Below are 19,468 nucleotides of genomic sequence, written 5' to 3'. Positions count from 1 at the left end.
ATAAGAAAATCGACAATGATCATATAGTGTGAATATGTAGAAGAAAAAATTATTGTGAAATTATACACAGTTTGAGATGAAATAGGAGATGAAGTCGATGAAAATTGCAGTTTCAGGTAAAGGTGGAGTCGGCAAGACGACATTTGCAGCTAATTTGGCTTATTACTTATCTGAACGGGGAATGAGAGTCCTGGCAGTCGATGCTGATCCGGATGCAAGCTTAGGAACAGTTCTAGGTATCTCGGAGGATGTTTTGAACCAGTTACGTCCCATCGTTGATATGAAAGAACTCATCGAACAACGCATGGGCGGAAGCGGTGCCTTTTATCCCTTGAATCCCCAGGTGGATGATATTTTGGATGATTACTCCGTGCAAGTGGGTGCTATACGATTTTTTCGTATGGGTAATGTCAAAGGGGGAGGTACAGCCTGCTATTGCAAGGAGAACAGCTTTTTGCATGCTTTGGTCAATTCCTTGATTCTTTCTGAACAGGATACCGTCATTTTAGATATGGGTGCCGGCATCGAACAGCTTACACGAGGAACTGCCCAAGGAGTTGATGTCTTAGTCATCGTAACGGAAGCCAGTACGGTAAGTGCTCATACTGTTCGAGTCATTCAGAAGCTTGCTCAAGAACTGGGGATCCCGAAAGTAGCTGTGATTGGCAACAAAATCCGCTCCACCAAAGACGAAGATTTTCTCAAAGCACAATTCACGGAAGATGAGTTACTCGGTTTGATTCCTTTTAGTGAAGAGCTGCTTGATATGTCTGTCCATACAGATGCTCCTTCTTTTCCAAAGGGTGCTCCAGGTTCCCAATTAGAATCTATCTATAGAAAATTAATAGAGAGGAGAGATACATAAAGCATAGGAGAGCACAATTGCATGGTGGAAAAATCTATAGGTCAAAAAGAGGAGGTTAAACAATGCCAAGATATCGGGACTTGACGCACACCTCACGGCCTTCCAACGCGCCCCGTGTGGTGGAACCCAAAAATCCATTGCGCACGACAGACCCAGGGACCATCGAGATGATGAAGGTTGCGCAGGAAAACAAACTTGAGACAGTATTTGATCGCTTTGTCGCCCAGCAGCCCCAATGTGGCTTCGGGTACAAAGGAATTTGCTGTCGTATTTGTCTTGCCGGACCCTGCCGGGTTAAAGCAGATGATGGACCGGCGAGCAAAGGTATTTGCGGTGCAACCGCCTATACCATAGTATCAAGAAATCTTGTCCGCATGATTGCAGGAGGAGCAGCGTCTCACTCCGAGCACGCAAGGCATGTACTTCACACGGCGCATGAGCTCGCCGAAGGAAAGACTAAAGACTATGAAATTAAGTCCCCGGAAAAACTTCATAAACTGGCCGAAAAACTGGGAATAGAGACGTTAAACAGAGATGATATGGAGATTCTTGGTGACGTAGCCGAATTAGCTTATGAAGATTTCGGCAGATATAAAGATCGTCCGGCAGCATTCCTTGACTCCTTCTTAATTGAGCAGCGCCGCAACAAGTTTAGAAATACCAATATCATGCCCCGTTCCATCGACGGTACGGTAACGGAACTTATGGCGCAAACTGCTCAAGGGGTTGATGCTGACCCTGTAAATATAATTTTCGGCGGATTAAAAGGTGCCCTCTCCGACTTAGTAGGGGAATATATCGGCACCAATCTCAGTGACGTCTTGTTTGGAATTCCTGAACCCATTGTTTCCGAAGCGAACCTGGGAGTTATCGATGAGAAAATGGTCAATATCGCCGTTCATGGCCATAACCCCGTCCTTTCTGAAATGGTTGTAGGGGCTGCCCGTGAGTTAAAGGCAGAAGCTCAAAAAGTAGGAGCAGAAGGGGTCAATATTGTCGGTATCTGTTGTACCGGTAATGAGCTGCTCATGCGTGAGGGGGTCTATCTGGCCACATCATCCGCTTCTCAGGAAATGGCTATTTTGACCGGTGTTCTCGATGCCATGGTCGTTGATATTCAATGTATTTACCCATCTGTTCAACAGTTGGCGGATTGCTATCACACCAAAATCATCACCACCGAGGCCATTATGAAAATTCCGAGTGCCCAGCACTTAGCCTTTAATTCCGAGACAGCGATGGAGGATGCTAAAAAGCTGGTAAGAACGGCTATTGAAGCTTACAAGAGAAGAGATCCCAAAAAGATTTCTCTCTCCAGTGAGCGTAATTCTCTCGTAGCCGGGTTCAGCATTGAAGCCTTAACCGATATTTTTGGCAAGATCAATCCTGAGCGTCCCTTCTCAGTCCTCACGGATGCTATACTGAGCGGACAGATCAAGGGTGTTGTTCAGATGGCCGGATGTAACAACCTCAAGCGTCAGCAGGACGAGTCCCATGTTGCCATTCTTAAAGAACTGGTGAAGAATGACGTCTTTGTTGTAGCTACAGGCTGCTCCGCCGGGGCCTTTGCCAAGATGGGCTTAATGAATTCGGAAGCTGTGGACCAATATGCCGGGGAAGGCCTGAAGAGCTTTATCAGACAACTCGAAGAAGCCAATCCCCAATTAGCCACTAAATTACCCTTGGTATTCCACATTGGATCTTGTGTGGATAATAGCCGTGGTATGGATTTACTTCAGCTTATGGCCAAAGAACTGGGTGTTGATACACCTAAGGTTCCTTTTGCTGCATCTGCTCCCGAAGCAATGCATGAAAAGGCTGTAGCTATCGGCTCATATTGTGTCTCTATGGGCATTCCTACCCATGTAGGCACCATGCCTTATCTGGAAGGCAGCGATCTCATCTATGGAATTGCGACCCAAATTGCTCACGATGTCTTTGGCGGCAACTTCATCTTCGAAGTGGATGAAAAGATTGCTGCACAAAAACTCTTAAATGCCCTTGAATATAGAAGCTGGAAACTTAGAATTCATAAGCAAACTGCTGAAAAATTCAATACAGCCATTGCCCAAGGGTGGTAAGGAAAGGAGGAAGTGATTATGTCCATGGAGCAAATTTACGCTGATGCGATCAAGGATCCCTCGAAAGAACCCAAAAAATTACTCCGTAAAGCCTACGATGGAACGATTACGGCCATGAGTTATGCAGAGATTCTTTTGAATCGTGCCCTTAAAGACTATGGCCCCGAACAGACGGTTGGCTATCCGGACACCGCTTACCACCTTCCGGTTATTACCTGTCTCTCCGGAGAAAAGGTGACCACACTGGGTGAGCTTGTACCTATTCTTAACCGCCTGCGGAATCAGGTCAAAACAGAATTAACCTTTGAGAACGCCCGCCTTTGGGGTGAATCCGTTCTCTATGCAGCGGAAGTGATTGAAATTCTTCACTATCTGCGCAACGATGAGCCCAAAGTAGCCCCCTGGACCGGCTTCCTGGGTGACCCCATTGTGCGTAAGCATGGGATCAAAATGGTGGACTGGACCATCCCCGGTGTTGCTGTTATTTTAGGCCGTGCAAAAGACTCCCCGTCAGCGAAGAAAATTGTCGACAACCTGATGGGTAAAGGCTTCATGATCTTCCTGTGCGATGAAATTATCGAGCAGCTTTTGGAAGAGAATGTTAAGATCGGTGAAGATTATATTGCTTTCCCCTTAGGAAATTTCACTCAGGTTATTCATGCCGTGAACTATGCCTTCCGGGCAGGATTGGCCTTCGGCGGTATTCCTGCCGGACAAAGGGAGCAGCATCGTGATTATCAGCATCGCCGGGTACGGGCTTTCGTACTCCACCTCGGTGAACTGGACGATGTAAAAGTGGCCGCTGAAATGGGAGCTATTTTCATGGGCTTCCCTGTTCTGACGGACCAGGAGTTAGGCGAAGAGATGCAGATTCCCGACTGGTATCTCTCCGAGCCTGATTATGAAAAGATTGTGCCTCTGGCACTTGAAGTACGAGGAATTAAGCTGACTAATATCGAGATTCCCATTCCGGTCAACTTCGGACCTGCCTTTGAGGGGGAAACCATCCGCAAAGGGGATACCTATGTGGAGTTCGGCGGCGGCAGAACCACTGCCTTCGAGCTGGTAAGCATGGTTGGAGCCGATGAGGTTGTGGACGGTCAGGTAACCGTTATTGGACCGGAGATCGATACGGTACCGGAAGGAAGTCGGCTACCGCTGGGAATTAAGGTGGATATCTATGGCCGTAAAATGCAGGAGGACTTTGAAGGGGTTCTGGAACGCCGAATTCACTACTTTACCAACTATGGTGAAGGAGTCTGGCACGTCGCTCAGCGTGATCTTTGCTGGGTGCGTATTTCCAAGGATGCTCGGGCCAAAGGCTTCCTAATGAAGCATATCGGCGAATTGCTGCTCGCTAAATTCAAGCAGGAATTCCCGGCTATTGTCGACCGGGTACAGGTTACCATCTATACGGATCAACAGGCCGTCGAGGAAAATCTTGTCAAGGCCCGGGAGCGTTATCGTGCACGGGATGCTCGCTTGAAGAGCCTGACCGACGAGAATGTGGAAGAATTCTATTCTTGCCTCCTCTGTCAGTCCTTTGCTCCCAACCATGTCTGTATCGTCAGTCCGGAACGGGTTGGTCTCTGCGGTGCTGTCAGCTGGCTTGATGCCAAAGCAGCCTTCGAAATTACCCCAACCGGTCCGAACCAGCCTATTCCTAAGGGTTTGGCTATTGATGAAGTCAAGGGAATGTGGCAGAGTGTTAATGACTATTTGCGGCCTTCTTCCAATAATACCCTTGAAGAGGTCAATCTTTATACCTTGATGGATCGCCCCATGACATCCTGCGGTTGCTTCGAGGCGATTATGGCCATTGTTCCCGAGGCCAATGGCTTGATGATCACCACCCGTGAGCATAGTGGCATGACACCTTGCGGCATGACCTTCTCCACACTAGCCGGAACGGTTGGCGGTGGTTTGCAGACACCAGGGTTTATGGGAATCGGACGCAGCTATCTTATTAGTAGGAAGTTTATCCCGGCGGATGGCGGCATCGCGCGGATTGTCTGGATGCCCAAAGAGCTGAAGGACTTCTTACGTGAAGACTTCGTTGCCCGTTCGGTGGAAGAAGGTTTAGGTGAAGACTTTATCGATAAGATTGCGGATGAGACCGTTGGTACGACGGTGGATGAGATCATTCCGTTCCTCGAAGAAAATGGACACCCATGCTTCAGCCTAGACCCATTAATGTAATAAGATAAAAAATAGGAGACAGAGCATCCTGCTCTGTCTCCGGTAAGAAAAAGTTATTTTGGAAAGGGGTCACTGTTATGGCTTTAACAGGCTTAGAAATTTATAAACAACTCCCCAAAAAGAACTGCGGTGAGTGCGGTACGCCTACCTGTCTCGCCTTTGCGATGGCATTGGCTTCCGGTAAAGGATCCTTAGATGCTTGCCCTTATGTCACCGACGAAGCTCGGGAAGCCTTGGATTCGGCATCGGCACCACCGATTAAGGCTATCAAATTCGGCAACGGATCGGTTATGGGAGATGAAACGGTTCTCTTCCGTCATGATAAAACTTTTTATCATCCTACCACATTGCTGATTGAGATTGCAGATACTTTATCCGCTGAAGAAGTTCAAGCTAAGCTTGATGAAATCAAGAGCTTGGAATTTGATCGGGTGGGGCTTCACTACACCATCGATGGAGTAGCTGTGGTCGATGCCTCCGGCTCTCCGGAACAATTTGCTAAAGCAGTAGCTCAAGTGGCTGCAGGAACAGAGCGTTCATTGCTTCTTTTAAGTAACAATGCGGATGCTCTTCAAGCGGCCTTGCCAGGAGTTGCTGATCGCAAACCCCTCATAGGCTCGGCTACCGAAGCCAATTATGAGGCGGTTGTCAACTTAGCTAAAGAACATAATGTTCCTGTTATTATCAAGGCTGAAGGCTTAGATGCCTTGGCCGACTTAGTGGAAAAAGCTCAAAAGCTTGGATATAAAGAGTTTGTCCTGGATCCGGGTGCCAGAACACCGAGCCAAACTCTTGCCAGCCTGACTCATTGCCGCCGTCTGGCGATTAAAAAGAAATTCAGACCCTTTGGCTATCCCGTTATCGCTTTCACCAGCAAAGCGGAGCCTTTAGCTGAGATTACCGAAGCCTCAACTTATGTGGCCAAATATGCCAGTGCCATTGTCTTGAAGGCATCGGCTAAGGCGCATATTCTGCCTCTGATGGCACTTCGTCAGAATCTGTATACAGACCCGCAAAAGCCCATTCAAGTGGAGCCTGTCTTGCATACAGTGGGTGAAGTCAATGAGAATTCCCCCATTTATATTACCACGAATTTCTCATTAACTTATTACAGCGTTGAGGGAGAAGTAGAAGCCAGCAAGATTCCCAGCTATATTCTTCCTGTTGATACTGATGGCACGTCTGTACTTACAGCCTATGCAGCCGGCAAGTTTGAGCCTGAAAAAATTGCCGACGTATTGGCGAAGAGCGGTGTAGCCGATAAAGTAAACCATCGTAATTTGATTATTCCCGGCTATGTAGCTGTTATCTCTGGAAAATTACAGGAAATTTCCGGCTGGAAAGTCATCGTTGGGCCTCGTGAATCCAGCGGTATTGTTTCCTTTACCCGGGCAATGTAAAGATACAACGGCAAGGAGGGGGGAGGAACACCATGGGAAAATTTCAAGTTACATTTATGCCAGATAATCGAGTGATTGAGGTGGAACAAGGAACCTCCCTGCTCAAGGCAGCTACTCAGGCAGGTATTTTTATAAAATCCAGTTGTGGTGGCAAAGGTACCTGCGGTGCCTGTAAAGTTACTGTGATATCTGGTGAAGCCAAGAGTGAAAGAACGGGAAATCTATCTCCGGAACAATTGAGCCGTGGAGTACGCTTAAGCTGCCACACTTTCGTTGAAGGAGACCTTACCGTTGAAGTCCCACCGGAATCGCGCCTGCAAGCACATCAGGTTCTCCTTGAGAATGCCAATTCAGCGCTGCTCAACGAAACCAGTAAAGATTTGTTAGCTTCTTATGGGTATCATCCTCTTGCTCGCAAGGTTAACATCCGTTGCGCTGAACCCACCCTAACGGATAATGCCAGCGACTGGGCCCGTTTGTCCATTGAGTTAAAGCGAGTACTTCAATCCGATAAACCTTTGACGATTCCCTTATCTGTATTGCAAACCTTACCAGAAACTTTGCGTCAAGCTCATTGGGACCTATCCGTTACTTTAACGGATTGTGAGTCAGGATACACGGTGATCCATGTGGAGCCTGCCAATGACCGGCCATGCTATGGGTTAGCAATCGATGTGGGTACCACAACAGTGGTCGTCTACCTGGTCAACCTGGATAGTGGCGAAATCGTGGATAAGCAGGGATCCTACAATAAGCAAGCCCAATTTGGGGATGATGTCATTTCTAGAATTGTCTATGCGGTTGAGAGTCAGGAGAGCCTGGCCGAAATTCAAAGGGCCGTAGTGGATACTGTCAATGTACTCATCGATGAGATGCTTAAGCGACAAAGCCTTACGGGCCAGGATATAGCCAGTGCGGTGATTGCAGGCAATACGACCATGTCGCAGCTTTTCCTGGGCATCAATCCGCGTTATATTCGCTTAGAACCCTATATCCCCACCGTCAATGCAACGCCTGAGGTATTAGCAAAAGAAATAGGGCTTAGACTTCTACCCGATGCACTTATTCACACCTATCCTTCGGTGGCCAGTTATGTAGGAGGGGATATCGTTTCCGGTGCCCTAGCCACAGATATGGCCAACTCCGACGAGATCATTTTGTTTATCGATATCGGAACTAACGGAGAGATCGTGCTTGGGAATAAGGATTGGCTTGTTTCTTGTGCATGCTCTGCCGGGCCATGTTTTGAAGGAGGAGGAATTCTTTTTGGCATGAGAGCTATGCCTGGTGCAATTGAACGAGTGGACATTGATCCTGAAACCCTTGATGTCAAGCTGAAAGTGGTTGGACAGATGGCGCCTGTTGGTATATGTGGCTCAGGATTAGTGGATTGCTTGGCCAAGCTGCGCAAGGCCGGAATTATTGATCGTGCCGGGAATTTCCAATTGGAACACTCTTCTCAATCGGCTCGGATCCGTGCCACAGAGGATGATAAAGAGTTTGTTTTAGCATGGGCCCATCAAGCAGGGGGAGACAAGGATGTAGTCATTTCCGAAAATGATGTGAAGAATCTCATTCGGGCTAAAGGAGCGATCTATGCCGGGATTCGTTCATTACTCCAAGCGGTAGCTTTGGAAATTGATATGATCGATCGAATCGTTATTGGTGGTGGATTCGGTAATTACCTCAATGTTCATGATTCGGTAGAAATAGGCTTACTTCCTGACTTGCCTCAAGAAAAGTTTGAGTTCATAGGAAATTCTTCTGTTAAAGGGGCACGCCTTGCCTTACTTTCACAGAAGGCTTGGAATGAGGCCTCTGATCTTGCACGCAAGATGACTTATATTGAACTGTCCATCGGGACGACCTTTATGGACGAGTTTGTATCGGCCTTGTTCTTACCCCATACTGATTTATCTCTATTTCCTTCTGTGGAAGGAACAATTTAAGAAGCATTGGAGGGAAGAATCATGACAAAATATGTTGCAGTTGCAGGTAAGGGCGGAGTGGGTAAAACAACCTTTACAGCTCTTTTACTGCGTCAAATGGTCAAAGGATTGCAGAGTAACTCCATTCTAGCGGTGGATGCAGACCCCAATGCCAACTTAAATGAAGCTCTTGGTCTCGAGGTCACAGCAACGATTTCCGAACTTCTCGAAGATACGAAAAACCCCAAAGCCATTCCAACAGGAATGCCCAAGGATGTTTTTGTGGAGTACAAACTCCAACAAAGTCTTATTGAGTCTCAAGATATTGATTTACTGGTTATGGGAGGGCCACAGGGTCCCGGTTGTTATTGCTATCCCAATGACCTGCTCAGAAAGTATCTCGAGACACTGGGGGACAATTATGATTATGTGACAGTGGATACGGAGGCGGGTCTTGAGCATATCAGCAGGAGAACCATTCCCCGTATCGACATGATGTTCGTCATTAGTGATTCTTCTGCACGGGGAATTCGCTCTGCGGGAAGAGTCCATGAACTGATTAAAGGACTGCGTTCCGCAGTGGACGAGGTCTACTTGGTGGTGACAAAAACCACAGAGGGAAGCCTGGATTCTTTGTCTGAAGAAATTGATAAGACTGGTCTTCAATTGATTGGGGATATTCCCCTTGATCCTATGGTCGTAACCCATGATTTGGAAGGGCGTCCGCTCTACACTTTGCCGGATGAGTCCCTTGCCGTACAAGCAGTGGAAAAGATTATGAGAAAAGCCTTTAAATGAAACTAGAGAGGAGAGAGGTTCAAATGGCCGTAGCCCTCGTCAAAGAAAGATATCAAAGTAAAGTTGGAGAAGTGGTCATCGGTGCAACCGCTGCTGAAGGCGGCACCCGCACTTCTGTTATTAAAGTAGGTGGAGACTCCACCCTCCCATTTCTTCATTTTGAAGGAAAGGTGGAGAATCGCGCTGCCATTGCCATGGAAGTCACCGATGTTCCACCCGCATGGAACGATGTTGTAAAGAGTCACTTTGGTGATGTCATCAATGATCCCGTAGCTTGGGCAAAGAAATGCGTTGAAGAATACAATGCCGATATGATCTATCTCAAACTGATCGGAGCTAATCCGGAGGGAGAAAATCGCAGCCCTGAAGAGTGCGCTAAAGTCGTGAAAGATGTCTTGGCCGCTGTTGGTGTTCCCTTAATCGTCATTGGGTGCGAAGATCCGGAAAAGGATAATGAAGTATTAGCTGCTGTTGCAGAAGCTACTTCAGGTGAAAATCTTTTAATCGGTATCGCTGAACAAGATAATTACAAATCCATTACCGCAGCTGCCATGGTGCACAAGCATAATCTTATCGCCCGTTCACCACTGGACATTAACATTTGTAAGCAGCTGAATATCTTGATCTCAGAAATGGGCTTGCCCCTGAACCGTATCGTGATTGACCCGATGATCGGAGGTCTGGGGTATGGTATTGAGTACGCTTACTCGATCATGGAACGGGCACGGTTAGGATCCTTAGCCAATGATAAGATGCTGTCCATGCCGATGATTTGTACAGTGGGTTATGAAGCAAACCGTGCTAAAGAGGCCAATGCCTCTGCTGAAGAGTTCCCAGGCTGGGGAGATCTGAACGACAGGGCAATTCTCTGGGAAGTTTTAACAGCGACAGGTCTTTTGCAAGCCGGTGCCAGTATTCTCTTAATGAGAAATCCTGAAGCCGTTAAACTTGTCCAACAGAATATAGCCGATCTCATGGAGATGAACGCCTAATCGGATGGTTGATATATCCAGTCGATACTGGTTATCGCTTAAATATGAAAGGACGTGGATCAATTGATTATTATTGGTGAACGGATTAATGGAATGTTTAAGGATATCGGAGACGCTCTTCGGAATAAAGATGCCAAGCCCCTCCAAGAATGGGCATTGAAACAGGAAGAAGGCGGAGCCCATTACCTTGACGTTAACTCCGGTCCGGCAGTTCCTAAAGAGGAGCGTCCTGAAGCCTATGAGTGGATGGTTAAGGTTATTCAAGAAGTCTCCAATTTGCCTCTGTGCCTGGATTCCACTAACTATGATGCTATTGAAGCCGGTTTAAAGTTTCTCAAACGCCCTGGCATGATTAATTCAGTTCCTGCCGAGCGTGACAAGATTGAACGGGTCTTCCCCATGGCGGTTCAATATAATGCAGCGTTAATTGGTTTAACCATGGATAAGGTAGGGATTCCCAAAGATGCAGAAAACCGCATTGCTTTTGCCATGGAATTGGTGGCTGCAGCGGATGAATTCGGGTTACCTACCGATGAACTCTATATTGACCCCCTGATCTTGCCTTGTAATGTTGCCCAAGAGCACGCACCTGAGGTTTTGGAAGCCATCAGAATGGTCAAAACTCTATCCAATCCAGCCCCTAAAACCGTTCTGGGCCTTTCCAACGTGTCACAGAAATCCCCGGATCGCCATCTGATCAATCGCACCTATTTAGCGATGGCTATGGCTGCCGGCCTCGATGCGGCGATTATGGATGCTAATGATGATGATTTGGTTGACGTTGCTGCAACCGGTCAAATTCTCTTAAATAAGAGCATCTATGCTGATTCTTATTTGAAGGTTTTCCGCCAGCGGTAAGGAAGTTCTCTTTTCCTTCGTTAATGGTGCCGTCAGCGGCATGCTTGGGAGAGCCCCTCACTCTTTTAGGGTGAGCTGGGCTCTCCTTTGTGTGCGCTATCGGGCTATCGGGCTTTCAGGCAGACTAGGCGGCATTATTGATGGATGAAAAAGCTTGTCCGGGCGTGTAGCTTTACGCACAACGCTCACTCAATAGCTCCTGGGCTGGTCACTCGCTTTCTTAACAGCTTCACCAAACCTCAGGGTAATACCTGATGTTAACCATGGCTTCGCTACGTTAAGAAAGCTTCGTTGACCCGGCCGCCCTTCCGCTTAAAGAAAGCTTGGCTTATGGTGAGTGAAGCGAAGCAGAAGCCTTAGCAGCCTTATACACAGTGAAAATCCTTCGCTCTTGTGCGTAAAGCTACGCTTGCGGGTCTTTTTCAAGATAGCCGCCATGCCGCCGCTGCAGCGCCAGCGAAGGATGAAAAACTACTCGGGGTCGCGTAGCTGCACTGCTTAAGCCCGAAAGAGAACCCAAGGATTTTTCTTTAAGGCAGTGAACGGATTTAGGCGAGCAGGTAAGCAATCTTCGCGAAAGACTGCAGCGGAGTCGGGTTGGAAACAGGACGTTTCCAACCGGCTATGAGAACAAGTGCGAAAGCAGTGCTTTCGAGGAGCCGATTTAGCCGGGAACCCGACGCAGCGGAGGTCTTGAGCGATTAGATTGCTCCGCGCAGCTTATGAAGTGAACGCCGAAAGCAAAATCATGGAGACCCCGCTTTCAAACCATTTTCAGAACAGAAATAGACATACTCTGAAACCAAACCGCATAGCTATCATGGAAAAGATGTATGCGGAGGTGGACAGCCTTGGAAGCCTTTTTCAGAGATGATCAAGAAATCCGGGAATGGATCGATGTATTTGTTGAAAAATTACTCACTGTGAACCTGTTATCAGGAAATGAAGCTGATGGGGAATTTTATCAAGGCAAGCAAGCCATTGAAAAAATTGCGGCGGCATTTCAGGAGATGTTCGATTTACCGAAAGAACTACTTATGGATGGGATTCGCCAATTAGTAGAGCAAAGATTGCCGGACCATCGAGTTATAGATAATTTTCCTGATTTTTATCGGCTCATGAACGATATGATTAATGCAGGACTACAAAACATAGAAACACAGGAACCTGAGTATTTCCCTCAACAGATTGCTAATTTAAGAACCCTAGGGAATCAGGGGGAGGGTATTGCTACACCTAGTTCTAAAGTAGCTCTCAATGGGGGAGGCGTACAAACTAAGGAATTGGATTCTATCTTTTCATTAAGAGAGCATTTATTAAAAACCATGGATTCAGCACAAGCCATGGACCCGATAGAGTCCTTTGATGAAGCGCCTGTGATGGATTTGACTCAAGCCTCAGATTACGCCGAGAGTAATGAGGAGAAAGAAATTACTGATAGAATAGTATCTGAGGACATTCAAACTGACTCAAGCCTCAATGAGCCTTGTCCAAGTCAGATAAATAAAGGTGTCGACGATATAATCGACGAAGTAATGAACGAACCTCTATCAGATCCTATTTCTAAATCCCTTCATGAGCTTATAGATGAGTCCTTAAAACAACTCTTATTGGAATCTCATAGTGTCATTGATGAATATACCTTAGCCTATACCCAATCCGAAAATCTTAATCCTGATACACAAGATGAGCTTCTTGAAGAGACCGTGCCAGCTCTAAGCGTCTTGACAGGTATGCCACAAGAAAAGGAATCGGAGAAGAGCAATAGTGTTCTTCTTTCAAGGGATCCTTTTCGTTTTAATTCAAATAAAAGAAAAGATAATAAAGTTGTGGCTGATTCTGCGGCTAAACCTACAGCTAAACCTGCAGCAACACCTCAGCAAATTCCCCAGGGTGGTAAAGCCCTTGCTCAAGTCTTAAAATTTCTCTGTGGTGACTCATTCATTCAATGGAATGTCTCGGTTGATGAATATAGCTTCTTGGCTAAGGTGAATACCTTATTAATTCAGGTGATACCTGAGGATTCGATTTCTTTGGATGAGAGTCTTATAAAAGAGATTACTTTAAAAATGAAAAAACAAGGTTATAAGGTTTTTACCTGCAGTCACGAGGATTTACTTTATCCACGACGTTTAGAACGGGGAATTCGACGCATAATACGGTAAAATATTGAATTTTCAGCACCCCTTTTGCTTTAAATTAGTAGGAGATTATAGAAATCATGTCGAATACTATAAAGAGCAAATGGTAGTGGTGAAAAGAGGGACGAGAGTGACAGACCGATTGGGTCTCATAATGAGCAATACTTTAAAAGCTATTGAGACAAGTAAAGAAGAAATTTTTTACATAGCAGAATCTACACATGCAGAAACCCAGCGGCTTATTCAAGAGCTTGAACAGCTCAAAGATGAAATTACCCATACCATAACAGAGGTGGATAAATATCAAAAATTAGAACGTCAGCTTCGCCAACGTTTAATGGAAGTAAGTAGAGATTTTGGCAATCACTCTGAGAAAGAGATGATGGACATCTATACGAAAACGAAAGATGTCCAAGTTCAACTACAACTCACGCAATCAAAAGAAATACAATTGCGTGCCCGTCGGGATGAAATTGAACGTTCTCTAAAGCAGATGGAAAAGACTATTGAACGAGCCGAGAATTTACTCAATCAAGTAACCATGGCTATTAATCTTTTACATGGTGGAATTTCCGAATTAAGTCAAAATAATAATCCAGAGAACATGCAAGAAATAGCCCAAAAGATTATTCGTGCACAAGATGAAGAGAGACGACGGGTTGCCCGAGAGATCCATGATGGGCCGGCTCAAAATCTTGCCAATATTGTTTTGCGATTAGAAATAGCTGAAAAACTGCTCGCATTGGATCCAGATCGAGTGCGAGCAGAAATAGCGGACCTTAAAGGATTAGTCCGTTCAAACTTGCGTGATATTCGACGCATTATCTTTGACTTGCGCCCCATTGCTCTAGATAATCACGGGTTTATTTCTGCTCTCGAAAAGTATTTAATGAATTTCCAAGAAACCTACCACATAACCTGTGATTTTAAGATTTTCGGTAAAGAAAAGCACTTATTACCTGCAGTGGAGGTAGCTCTTTTTCGTTCGCTTCAAGAAGGAATGACGAATATTGCGAAGCATGCCCATGCAGATTGGGCCAGGGTCCTTATAGAGTATGAGGAATCTCAAATTATAGTTCAAATAACTGATCGCGGGATCGGATTTGATGTGGAGGAGGCACTTTCCAATCCGGGCGATCATTTTGGGCTGGTGGGGATGAAAGAGAGAATTGAGATGTTCAATGGCCAAATGATTCTTTCGTCATCTCCCAAAAAAGGAACTACAGTGAAGATCATTATGCCGAATTATGAGGAGGGATGGGAATGATAAGAGTAGTTATAGCAGATGATCATCCACTCCTTCGCGAGGGATTAAGACGAATTCTTGAATTTGAAGAAGGAATCCAAGTTGTCTGCGAAGTAGGGGATGGCCAAGGTGCGATTAATATTACACGCACCTTGGATTTTGATATTTTGTTAATGGACTTAAATATGCCCGGCGTTAATGGCTTGGAAGCCTGTCGTGTCATTCGTCGTGAGAATGAGAAGATTGGAATTCTTGTCCTGACTGTAGATGATTCTGATGAAAAAGTATTTCAAGTTCTTCAATTAGGAGTCGCCGGCTACTTATTGAAAGATGTGGATCCCAAGACTTTGATCGATTCCATTCGCAAAGTTTATGCAGGTCAGCCGATTCTTTCTCCTGCAGTGACTGGTAAATTACTGGGTCAACTTGTTCATCCGTCCCAGAGCAGGGATACCTGTGGATTAAGTGATAGGGAATTACAAATCCTAACCTATGTCGTTAAGGGAGCATCTAATCGCGAGATTGGACATGCCTTGTTTATCAGCGAAAAAACAGTCAAAAATCATCTGTCAAGTATTTTTCGCAAATTAGAGGTGGACGATCGTACCCAAGCTGCCCTTAAAGCAGTAAGACTTAAGCTGGTTCAACTGGATTAAGAGATGGGTTAAAAGGAAAAAAAAACGAAATTTTAGCTCTGTACTTAATGGGTTTAATTATTGCTTTGAAATAGGAGGATTTCATGAAAATATATTTCTTTGGTGCCGCTCAAGTGGTAACCGGATCATCTTATCTGGTTGAATCCGAAGATTATCGAGTTCTGATTGATTGCGGACTTTTTCAAGGCTCAAAAGCGTTAAAAGAGCTGAATTATGGCGATTTCCCCTATAACCCTGCAGAACTTAACGCCGTTATATTAACCCATGCCCATACGGATCATTCAGGCTTGATTCCTAAGCTCATTAAGCATGGTTTTCATGGAAAAATTTATGCTACCCCAGAAACAATTAAATTGTGCTCGGTCATGCTTCCGGACAGCGGTCATATTCAAGAGATGGAAGTTGAGCGCAAAAACCGTAAGTTAACACGAGCAAGCAAGAATTTATTAACACCCATTTATACTGCCCAAGACGCACTGGATTCCATTAAATTCTTTACACCAGTTGAATACAATCAAAGTACCCAACTTTCTCCCGAGATAAGTTTTACTTTTCATAATGCTGGCCATATCTTAGGTTCGGCCTATGTTCAAATGACGGTTAAAGAAGGGGGCCTTCATAAGACTCTCGTATTCTCCGGGGATGTGGGGAATTCTGAACAACCTTTTATCGAGAATCCCAGTATTATTTGCGGCGGGGATATTGTCATTGTTGAAACAACCTATGGAAATCGCCAACATGAGAATAAGAGCAATCGCATCCAGCATTTGGCTGAAATCATTCGAGAAGCTCATCAGGCAGGAGGTAACCTTGTCATTCCAGCCTTTGCTATCGAGCGTACTCAAGACCTTTTGTATTATATACGTAAATTGCAGACCCAAAACGAGATTCCGGTAATGCCCATTTATGTTGACAGCCCATTAGCCATTGCAGCCACAAAGATTTTTCAGGAAAATCCTCAGAATTTTGATCAAGAGACTCTGGATATGATCCAAAGGGGTGAGCACCCCTTATTAATGCCCAATGTCCATTATAGCTTATCTGCAGAGGATTCTATGGCGATAAACTCTATTGAGGGCGGTGCAATTATCATTGCAGCCAGCGGAATGGCTGATGCGGGACGGATTAAGCATCATCTCAAGCATAATTTATGGCGGGAAAATGCCACCGTTTTATTTGTAGGCTATCAAGCCCAGGGAACTTTGGGACGAAGAATTATCGAGGGAGTCAAAGAAGTGACCATTCATGGGGAAAAGGTGGCTGTACATGCAAATATCCGTCGCATGGAGGGTTTATCCGCCCATGCGGATCAGCCCCAGCTCTTGGAATGGTTGTCTTGCTTAGGTGAACAGGCCGAAAACATCATCTTGGTCCACGGTGAACCTGATGTCCAAAGAGCTTTTGCTCAAAAAATCCAAGAAAAGTTTGGAAAAATCCCGTGGATCCCTCAACTGGGCGAAGCATTAGAAATCAAGGATAGGGAAATCATCCCCTATCCACCCTCAAAACCTTGGCTGAAAGTCATCGAGGAGGAAGCCCAGCTGTCCTCAGAAACCAGAGAATCCACAGCTAAGACCAGAGTGGATATGACACAGCTTCCTCCTTTAAGCAGAGGAAAATCCAGTCAGTCTAAGATTACTCAAGCACAGATTAATAAGGCAATGCAGCGACTTCGACATCGCTTAAAGGTCCTGGTGGATAACGGAAAGCGGTCGAATAATCTTGAGCATACATTATGTGTTATCGATGCGATCTCCCGTTGGCTTGATGATATGGACAATAGGAAAAAGAAATAGCAGGATGAACAATTTATAAATTCGCAAATTCAGCGGTTTGTTTCTTTATACCTGAGAGGAATCTTAAGATTTCCTCACGGCGTTTTACTGCCAATCGCTTCCCTGTTTTCGTATAGACCTTATTGGGTAGGGCTTCGGCGAATGTTCTGGCCCGCTCCAATGCGTCTTCAGGGGTACGGATCAGCTCGTCTTGTCCAATCAAACTGAATAAACGAGTGATACCGATATTGCCCAGGTTGTCCAATATATCCGAATCTCTTAGATAAACGGCTTCATCACTTCGGCCCGGCTCGGAATAATACATGTGATATTCTATAGCTTCCAGGACGATGGGGAGTTTATCGCTGGGAAAGGCCATCCGTTGTAGTATATTGGCTGCAACCCCTTTTGAACGAAGGGAATGGTCCACATTGGGTAAGGCATAGGCTGAATATCTTCCTGTATCATGAAGCATGGCAGAAAAAAAGAGTATGTCATCATCGAGATCTAAATGCTGAGATAATTCTTTGGCTAGAAGATAGACCCGATTGCAGTGCTTTAACCCCCAGGCAGGATGAGCGCCGGATTGATTGATGATCTGAACAAGTTCTTCCCTTTGCCCCATATTGATATCGACCTCCTAAAAATTGTATAATTAGATATACGCCAAAGAGTCAGAGGAGTCCTTCTATTTCTGTAAATTTTGGTATTTATTACCTGATATTTTTTCGCGGACATAGTATCTATTACCCTAAAAAAAACAAATATAATAAAGAACTTTCTATAATTCGTATTTATGCATTATAATAACCCTTTAAGGAGTGAACTTCGTGTATAGGTCAAATGTTTATGGGAGCTTTGTACAAGCTCTTTTCTTTTCTGGTACGGTAGGAGTGCCTAAGTATTTTCTAAATCATTACTCAGAGCTTGATATCAGCCATATAGAGGCGTTATTGATTATTCAAATTATGGGAGAAATCGAGAATAACCCCTATCCCACATCCCAGCTTTTAGCCCAGCGCATGAATCTTGATGTCATTCGGGTGGAGGAGATGATATCTCATTTAATGGCGCGCAATTATCTTTCCCTTGAAAAACACTGGGACCCTGTAGAGCAAAAATCTATCTTATCCTACAGCTTTGTAGGTCTCATCGATGAATTATCAGAACGATGGGCTATTGAGCAAGTTAAGCGTTATGAAGCCGAACAAAATCTAGAGAAAGAGCGTCTTGAGCACCAGGGAAATCCATCCCCTTCAAGCCCCATCGGACAAATCATAAAAACATTCGAACAAGAATTAGGCCGCCCTTTGACCTCCATAGAATGCGAGGTAATAGAGACCTGGATCTCATCTAAGTTTTCTGAAGAACTCATCCTGGCAGCCTTTAAGCGTGGTGTAATGGCGGGCATTCGAAATTTCCGCTATATTGACTCCATTTTAAGAGAATGGGAAAAGAAAGGATTAAGAACCTTACATGAAGTTGAGGCTGATGATGCCTATTTCCAATCAAAGCATGAGAAATCCCGAGGGAAAAAAACTCCACAACAGCAGCCGACTCGAAAAGTACCTCAAGGTAAATATGAAGATTTTTACCTTTCATAACTTTTTTCTATTATTGAGTAATGAAGTGGGGGAGTGAGGAAATGAAATCCATAAAGAATATTATGCAAGATAGTTATCTCGACGAACTTAAAAATAAACGTGAGCAATCTGAGCTGCCACCTAATGGCCAATTATTCAAGCCGACTATGAATTGCCCCCTCTGTGAAGATCGGGGGATAATTTTCGATGGGGAATCGGCGCGTCCCTGTACTTGTATGCGGCAAAAACGTATGGAGAATCTGTTCCGCCATGCACGTATGGCACGTGGATTGCTTAATTGCCGTTTTGACACCTTTAAACAGGACTATTATCTGAGCCAAGTTAATCCCAAAGATCGGAGTTACCTTGAAGGCGCTTTAACGGCCTTTAATGCATCAAGGGAGTTTGTCGCCCGTTCTCAAAATGATTATCATGGCTTAGGTTTGATCCTTATAGGTCCGGTCGGGGCAGGCAAGACCTTTCTTGCGGCAGCCATTGCCAATGCTTTAATGGAACAGGAACAGCAAGTCCTCTTTCTAGTCGTTCCGGATCTTTTGGATCAACTGCGTGCCACCTATAAGTCCGATGAGAGTGAACTGGATCTCTTGGATACGGCTCGGGAAATTCCTATACTCATTCTGGATGATCTAGGTGCCCATAACTACACTGACTGGACTCGTAATCGTCTTTATTCCATTATTAATTATCGCTTAAACCAACAATTGCCGACGGTTATAACCTCCAATTTGTCTTTGGAAGAGATGGAAGAGTATTTAGGCGCACGAACCACCTCGCGGCTCATTCAATCCTGCCGGATCTTTAGAATGAATGTTGAACAGGATATTAGGCTTCGTCAATATCAAGATAGAGAAAAAGAACGAAAAAAACAGTAAATAAGTTTGAAAAAGTATGCATGTCTTCTTCAGGACATGCATACTTTTTCATA

The 19,468-nt window shown here is 45.1% G+C and carries 15 protein-coding genes; 14 read left to right on the top strand and 1 reads right to left on the bottom strand.

The window, feature by feature from the left end; genetic code table 11:
- Positions 1–97: 97 nt before the first annotated feature.
- The 12 genes from DESDE_RS10990 (at position 98) to DESDE_RS10935 (ending at position 16,960) form a co-directional block, all read left to right on the top strand.
- The gene (locus tag DESDE_RS10990) at positions 98–865 is read left to right on the top strand and encodes an ATP-binding protein (protein WP_014794089.1); all 768 of its coding nucleotides are present in this window, start codon (positions 98–100) and stop codon (positions 863–865) included.
- Positions 866–927: 62 nt separating this feature from the next.
- Positions 928–2,946 carry an anaerobic carbon-monoxide dehydrogenase catalytic subunit gene (gene cooS, locus DESDE_RS10985; protein ID WP_014794088.1) on the top strand — a complete coding sequence of 673 codons (2,019 nt, stop codon included), beginning with the start codon at positions 928–930 and terminating at the stop codon, positions 2,944–2,946.
- 18 nt (positions 2,947–2,964) lie between these two features.
- Complete coding sequence (gene acsB, locus DESDE_RS10980) at positions 2,965–5,145, top strand: acetyl-CoA decarbonylase/synthase complex subunit alpha/beta (protein WP_014794087.1); 2,181 nt, start codon at positions 2,965–2,967, stop codon at positions 5,143–5,145.
- A 77-nt stretch (positions 5,146–5,222) separates the two neighbouring features.
- Positions 5,223–6,545, top strand: a complete 1,323-nt coding sequence (acsC, locus tag DESDE_RS10975) for an acetyl-CoA decarbonylase/synthase complex subunit gamma (RefSeq protein WP_014794086.1) — start codon at positions 5,223–5,225, stop codon at positions 6,543–6,545.
- Between the two features lie 32 nt (positions 6,546–6,577).
- Positions 6,578–8,494 carry an ASKHA domain-containing protein gene (locus DESDE_RS10970; protein ID WP_014794085.1) on the top strand — a complete coding sequence of 639 codons (1,917 nt, stop codon included), beginning with the start codon at positions 6,578–6,580 and terminating at the stop codon, positions 8,492–8,494.
- Positions 8,495–8,515: 21 nt separating this feature from the next.
- Positions 8,516–9,271 carry an ATP-binding protein gene (locus tag DESDE_RS10965; protein ID WP_014794084.1) on the top strand — a complete coding sequence of 252 codons (756 nt, stop codon included), beginning with the start codon at positions 8,516–8,518 and terminating at the stop codon, positions 9,269–9,271.
- Between the two features lie 23 nt (positions 9,272–9,294).
- On the top strand, positions 9,295–10,263 hold the full coding sequence (locus DESDE_RS10960; protein WP_014794083.1) for an acetyl-CoA decarbonylase/synthase complex subunit delta: 969 nt from the start codon (positions 9,295–9,297) through the stop codon (positions 10,261–10,263).
- 63 nt (positions 10,264–10,326) lie between these two features.
- The gene (locus DESDE_RS10955; RefSeq protein WP_014794082.1) at positions 10,327–11,121 is read left to right on the top strand and encodes a methyltetrahydrofolate cobalamin methyltransferase; all 795 of its coding nucleotides are present in this window, start codon (positions 10,327–10,329) and stop codon (positions 11,119–11,121) included.
- A gap of 833 nt (positions 11,122–11,954) precedes the next feature.
- Positions 11,955–13,286 (top strand): hypothetical protein, encoded by a 1,332-nt coding sequence (locus DESDE_RS10950; protein ID WP_028305538.1) that lies wholly within the window; start codon positions 11,955–11,957, stop codon positions 13,284–13,286.
- A 79-nt stretch (positions 13,287–13,365) separates the two neighbouring features.
- Positions 13,366–14,529 (top strand): sensor histidine kinase, encoded by a 1,164-nt coding sequence (locus DESDE_RS10945; RefSeq protein WP_371200515.1) that lies wholly within the window; start codon positions 13,366–13,368, stop codon positions 14,527–14,529.
- The gene (locus DESDE_RS10940; RefSeq protein ID WP_014794079.1) at positions 14,526–15,164 is read left to right on the top strand and encodes a response regulator; all 639 of its coding nucleotides are present in this window, start codon (positions 14,526–14,528) and stop codon (positions 15,162–15,164) included. Before DESDE_RS10945 ends, DESDE_RS10940 begins: the two co-directional genes overlap by 4 nt.
- A gap of 83 nt (positions 15,165–15,247) precedes the next feature.
- Positions 15,248–16,960, top strand: coding sequence for an MBL fold metallo-hydrolase RNA specificity domain-containing protein (locus DESDE_RS10935; protein ID WP_014794078.1), 1,713 nt, complete (start codon positions 15,248–15,250; stop codon positions 16,958–16,960).
- Between the two features lie 13 nt (positions 16,961–16,973).
- Here DESDE_RS10935 and DESDE_RS10930 read toward each other — a convergent pair whose 3' ends face one another.
- Positions 16,974–17,564, bottom strand: coding sequence for an HD domain-containing protein (locus tag DESDE_RS10930; protein ID WP_014794077.1), 591 nt, complete (start codon positions 17,562–17,564; stop codon positions 16,974–16,976).
- A gap of 205 nt (positions 17,565–17,769) precedes the next feature.
- Between DESDE_RS10930 and DESDE_RS10925 the strand changes: the two genes are divergently transcribed.
- Both DESDE_RS10925 and DESDE_RS10920 read left to right on the top strand, forming a co-directional pair.
- Positions 17,770–18,543 carry a DnaD domain-containing protein gene (locus tag DESDE_RS10925; RefSeq protein ID WP_014794076.1) on the top strand — a complete coding sequence of 258 codons (774 nt, stop codon included), beginning with the start codon at positions 17,770–17,772 and terminating at the stop codon, positions 18,541–18,543.
- A gap of 41 nt (positions 18,544–18,584) precedes the next feature.
- Positions 18,585–19,415, top strand: coding sequence for an ATP-binding protein (locus DESDE_RS10920; protein WP_014794075.1), 831 nt, complete (start codon positions 18,585–18,587; stop codon positions 19,413–19,415).
- Positions 19,416–19,468: the final 53 nt, after the last annotated feature.

This window comes from Desulfitobacterium dehalogenans ATCC 51507, from assembly GCF_000243155.2.
GTDB lineage: Bacteria > Bacillota > Desulfitobacteriia > Desulfitobacteriales > Desulfitobacteriaceae > Desulfitobacterium > Desulfitobacterium dehalogenans.
This window is presented reverse-complemented; position numbering and strand designations above follow the sequence as displayed.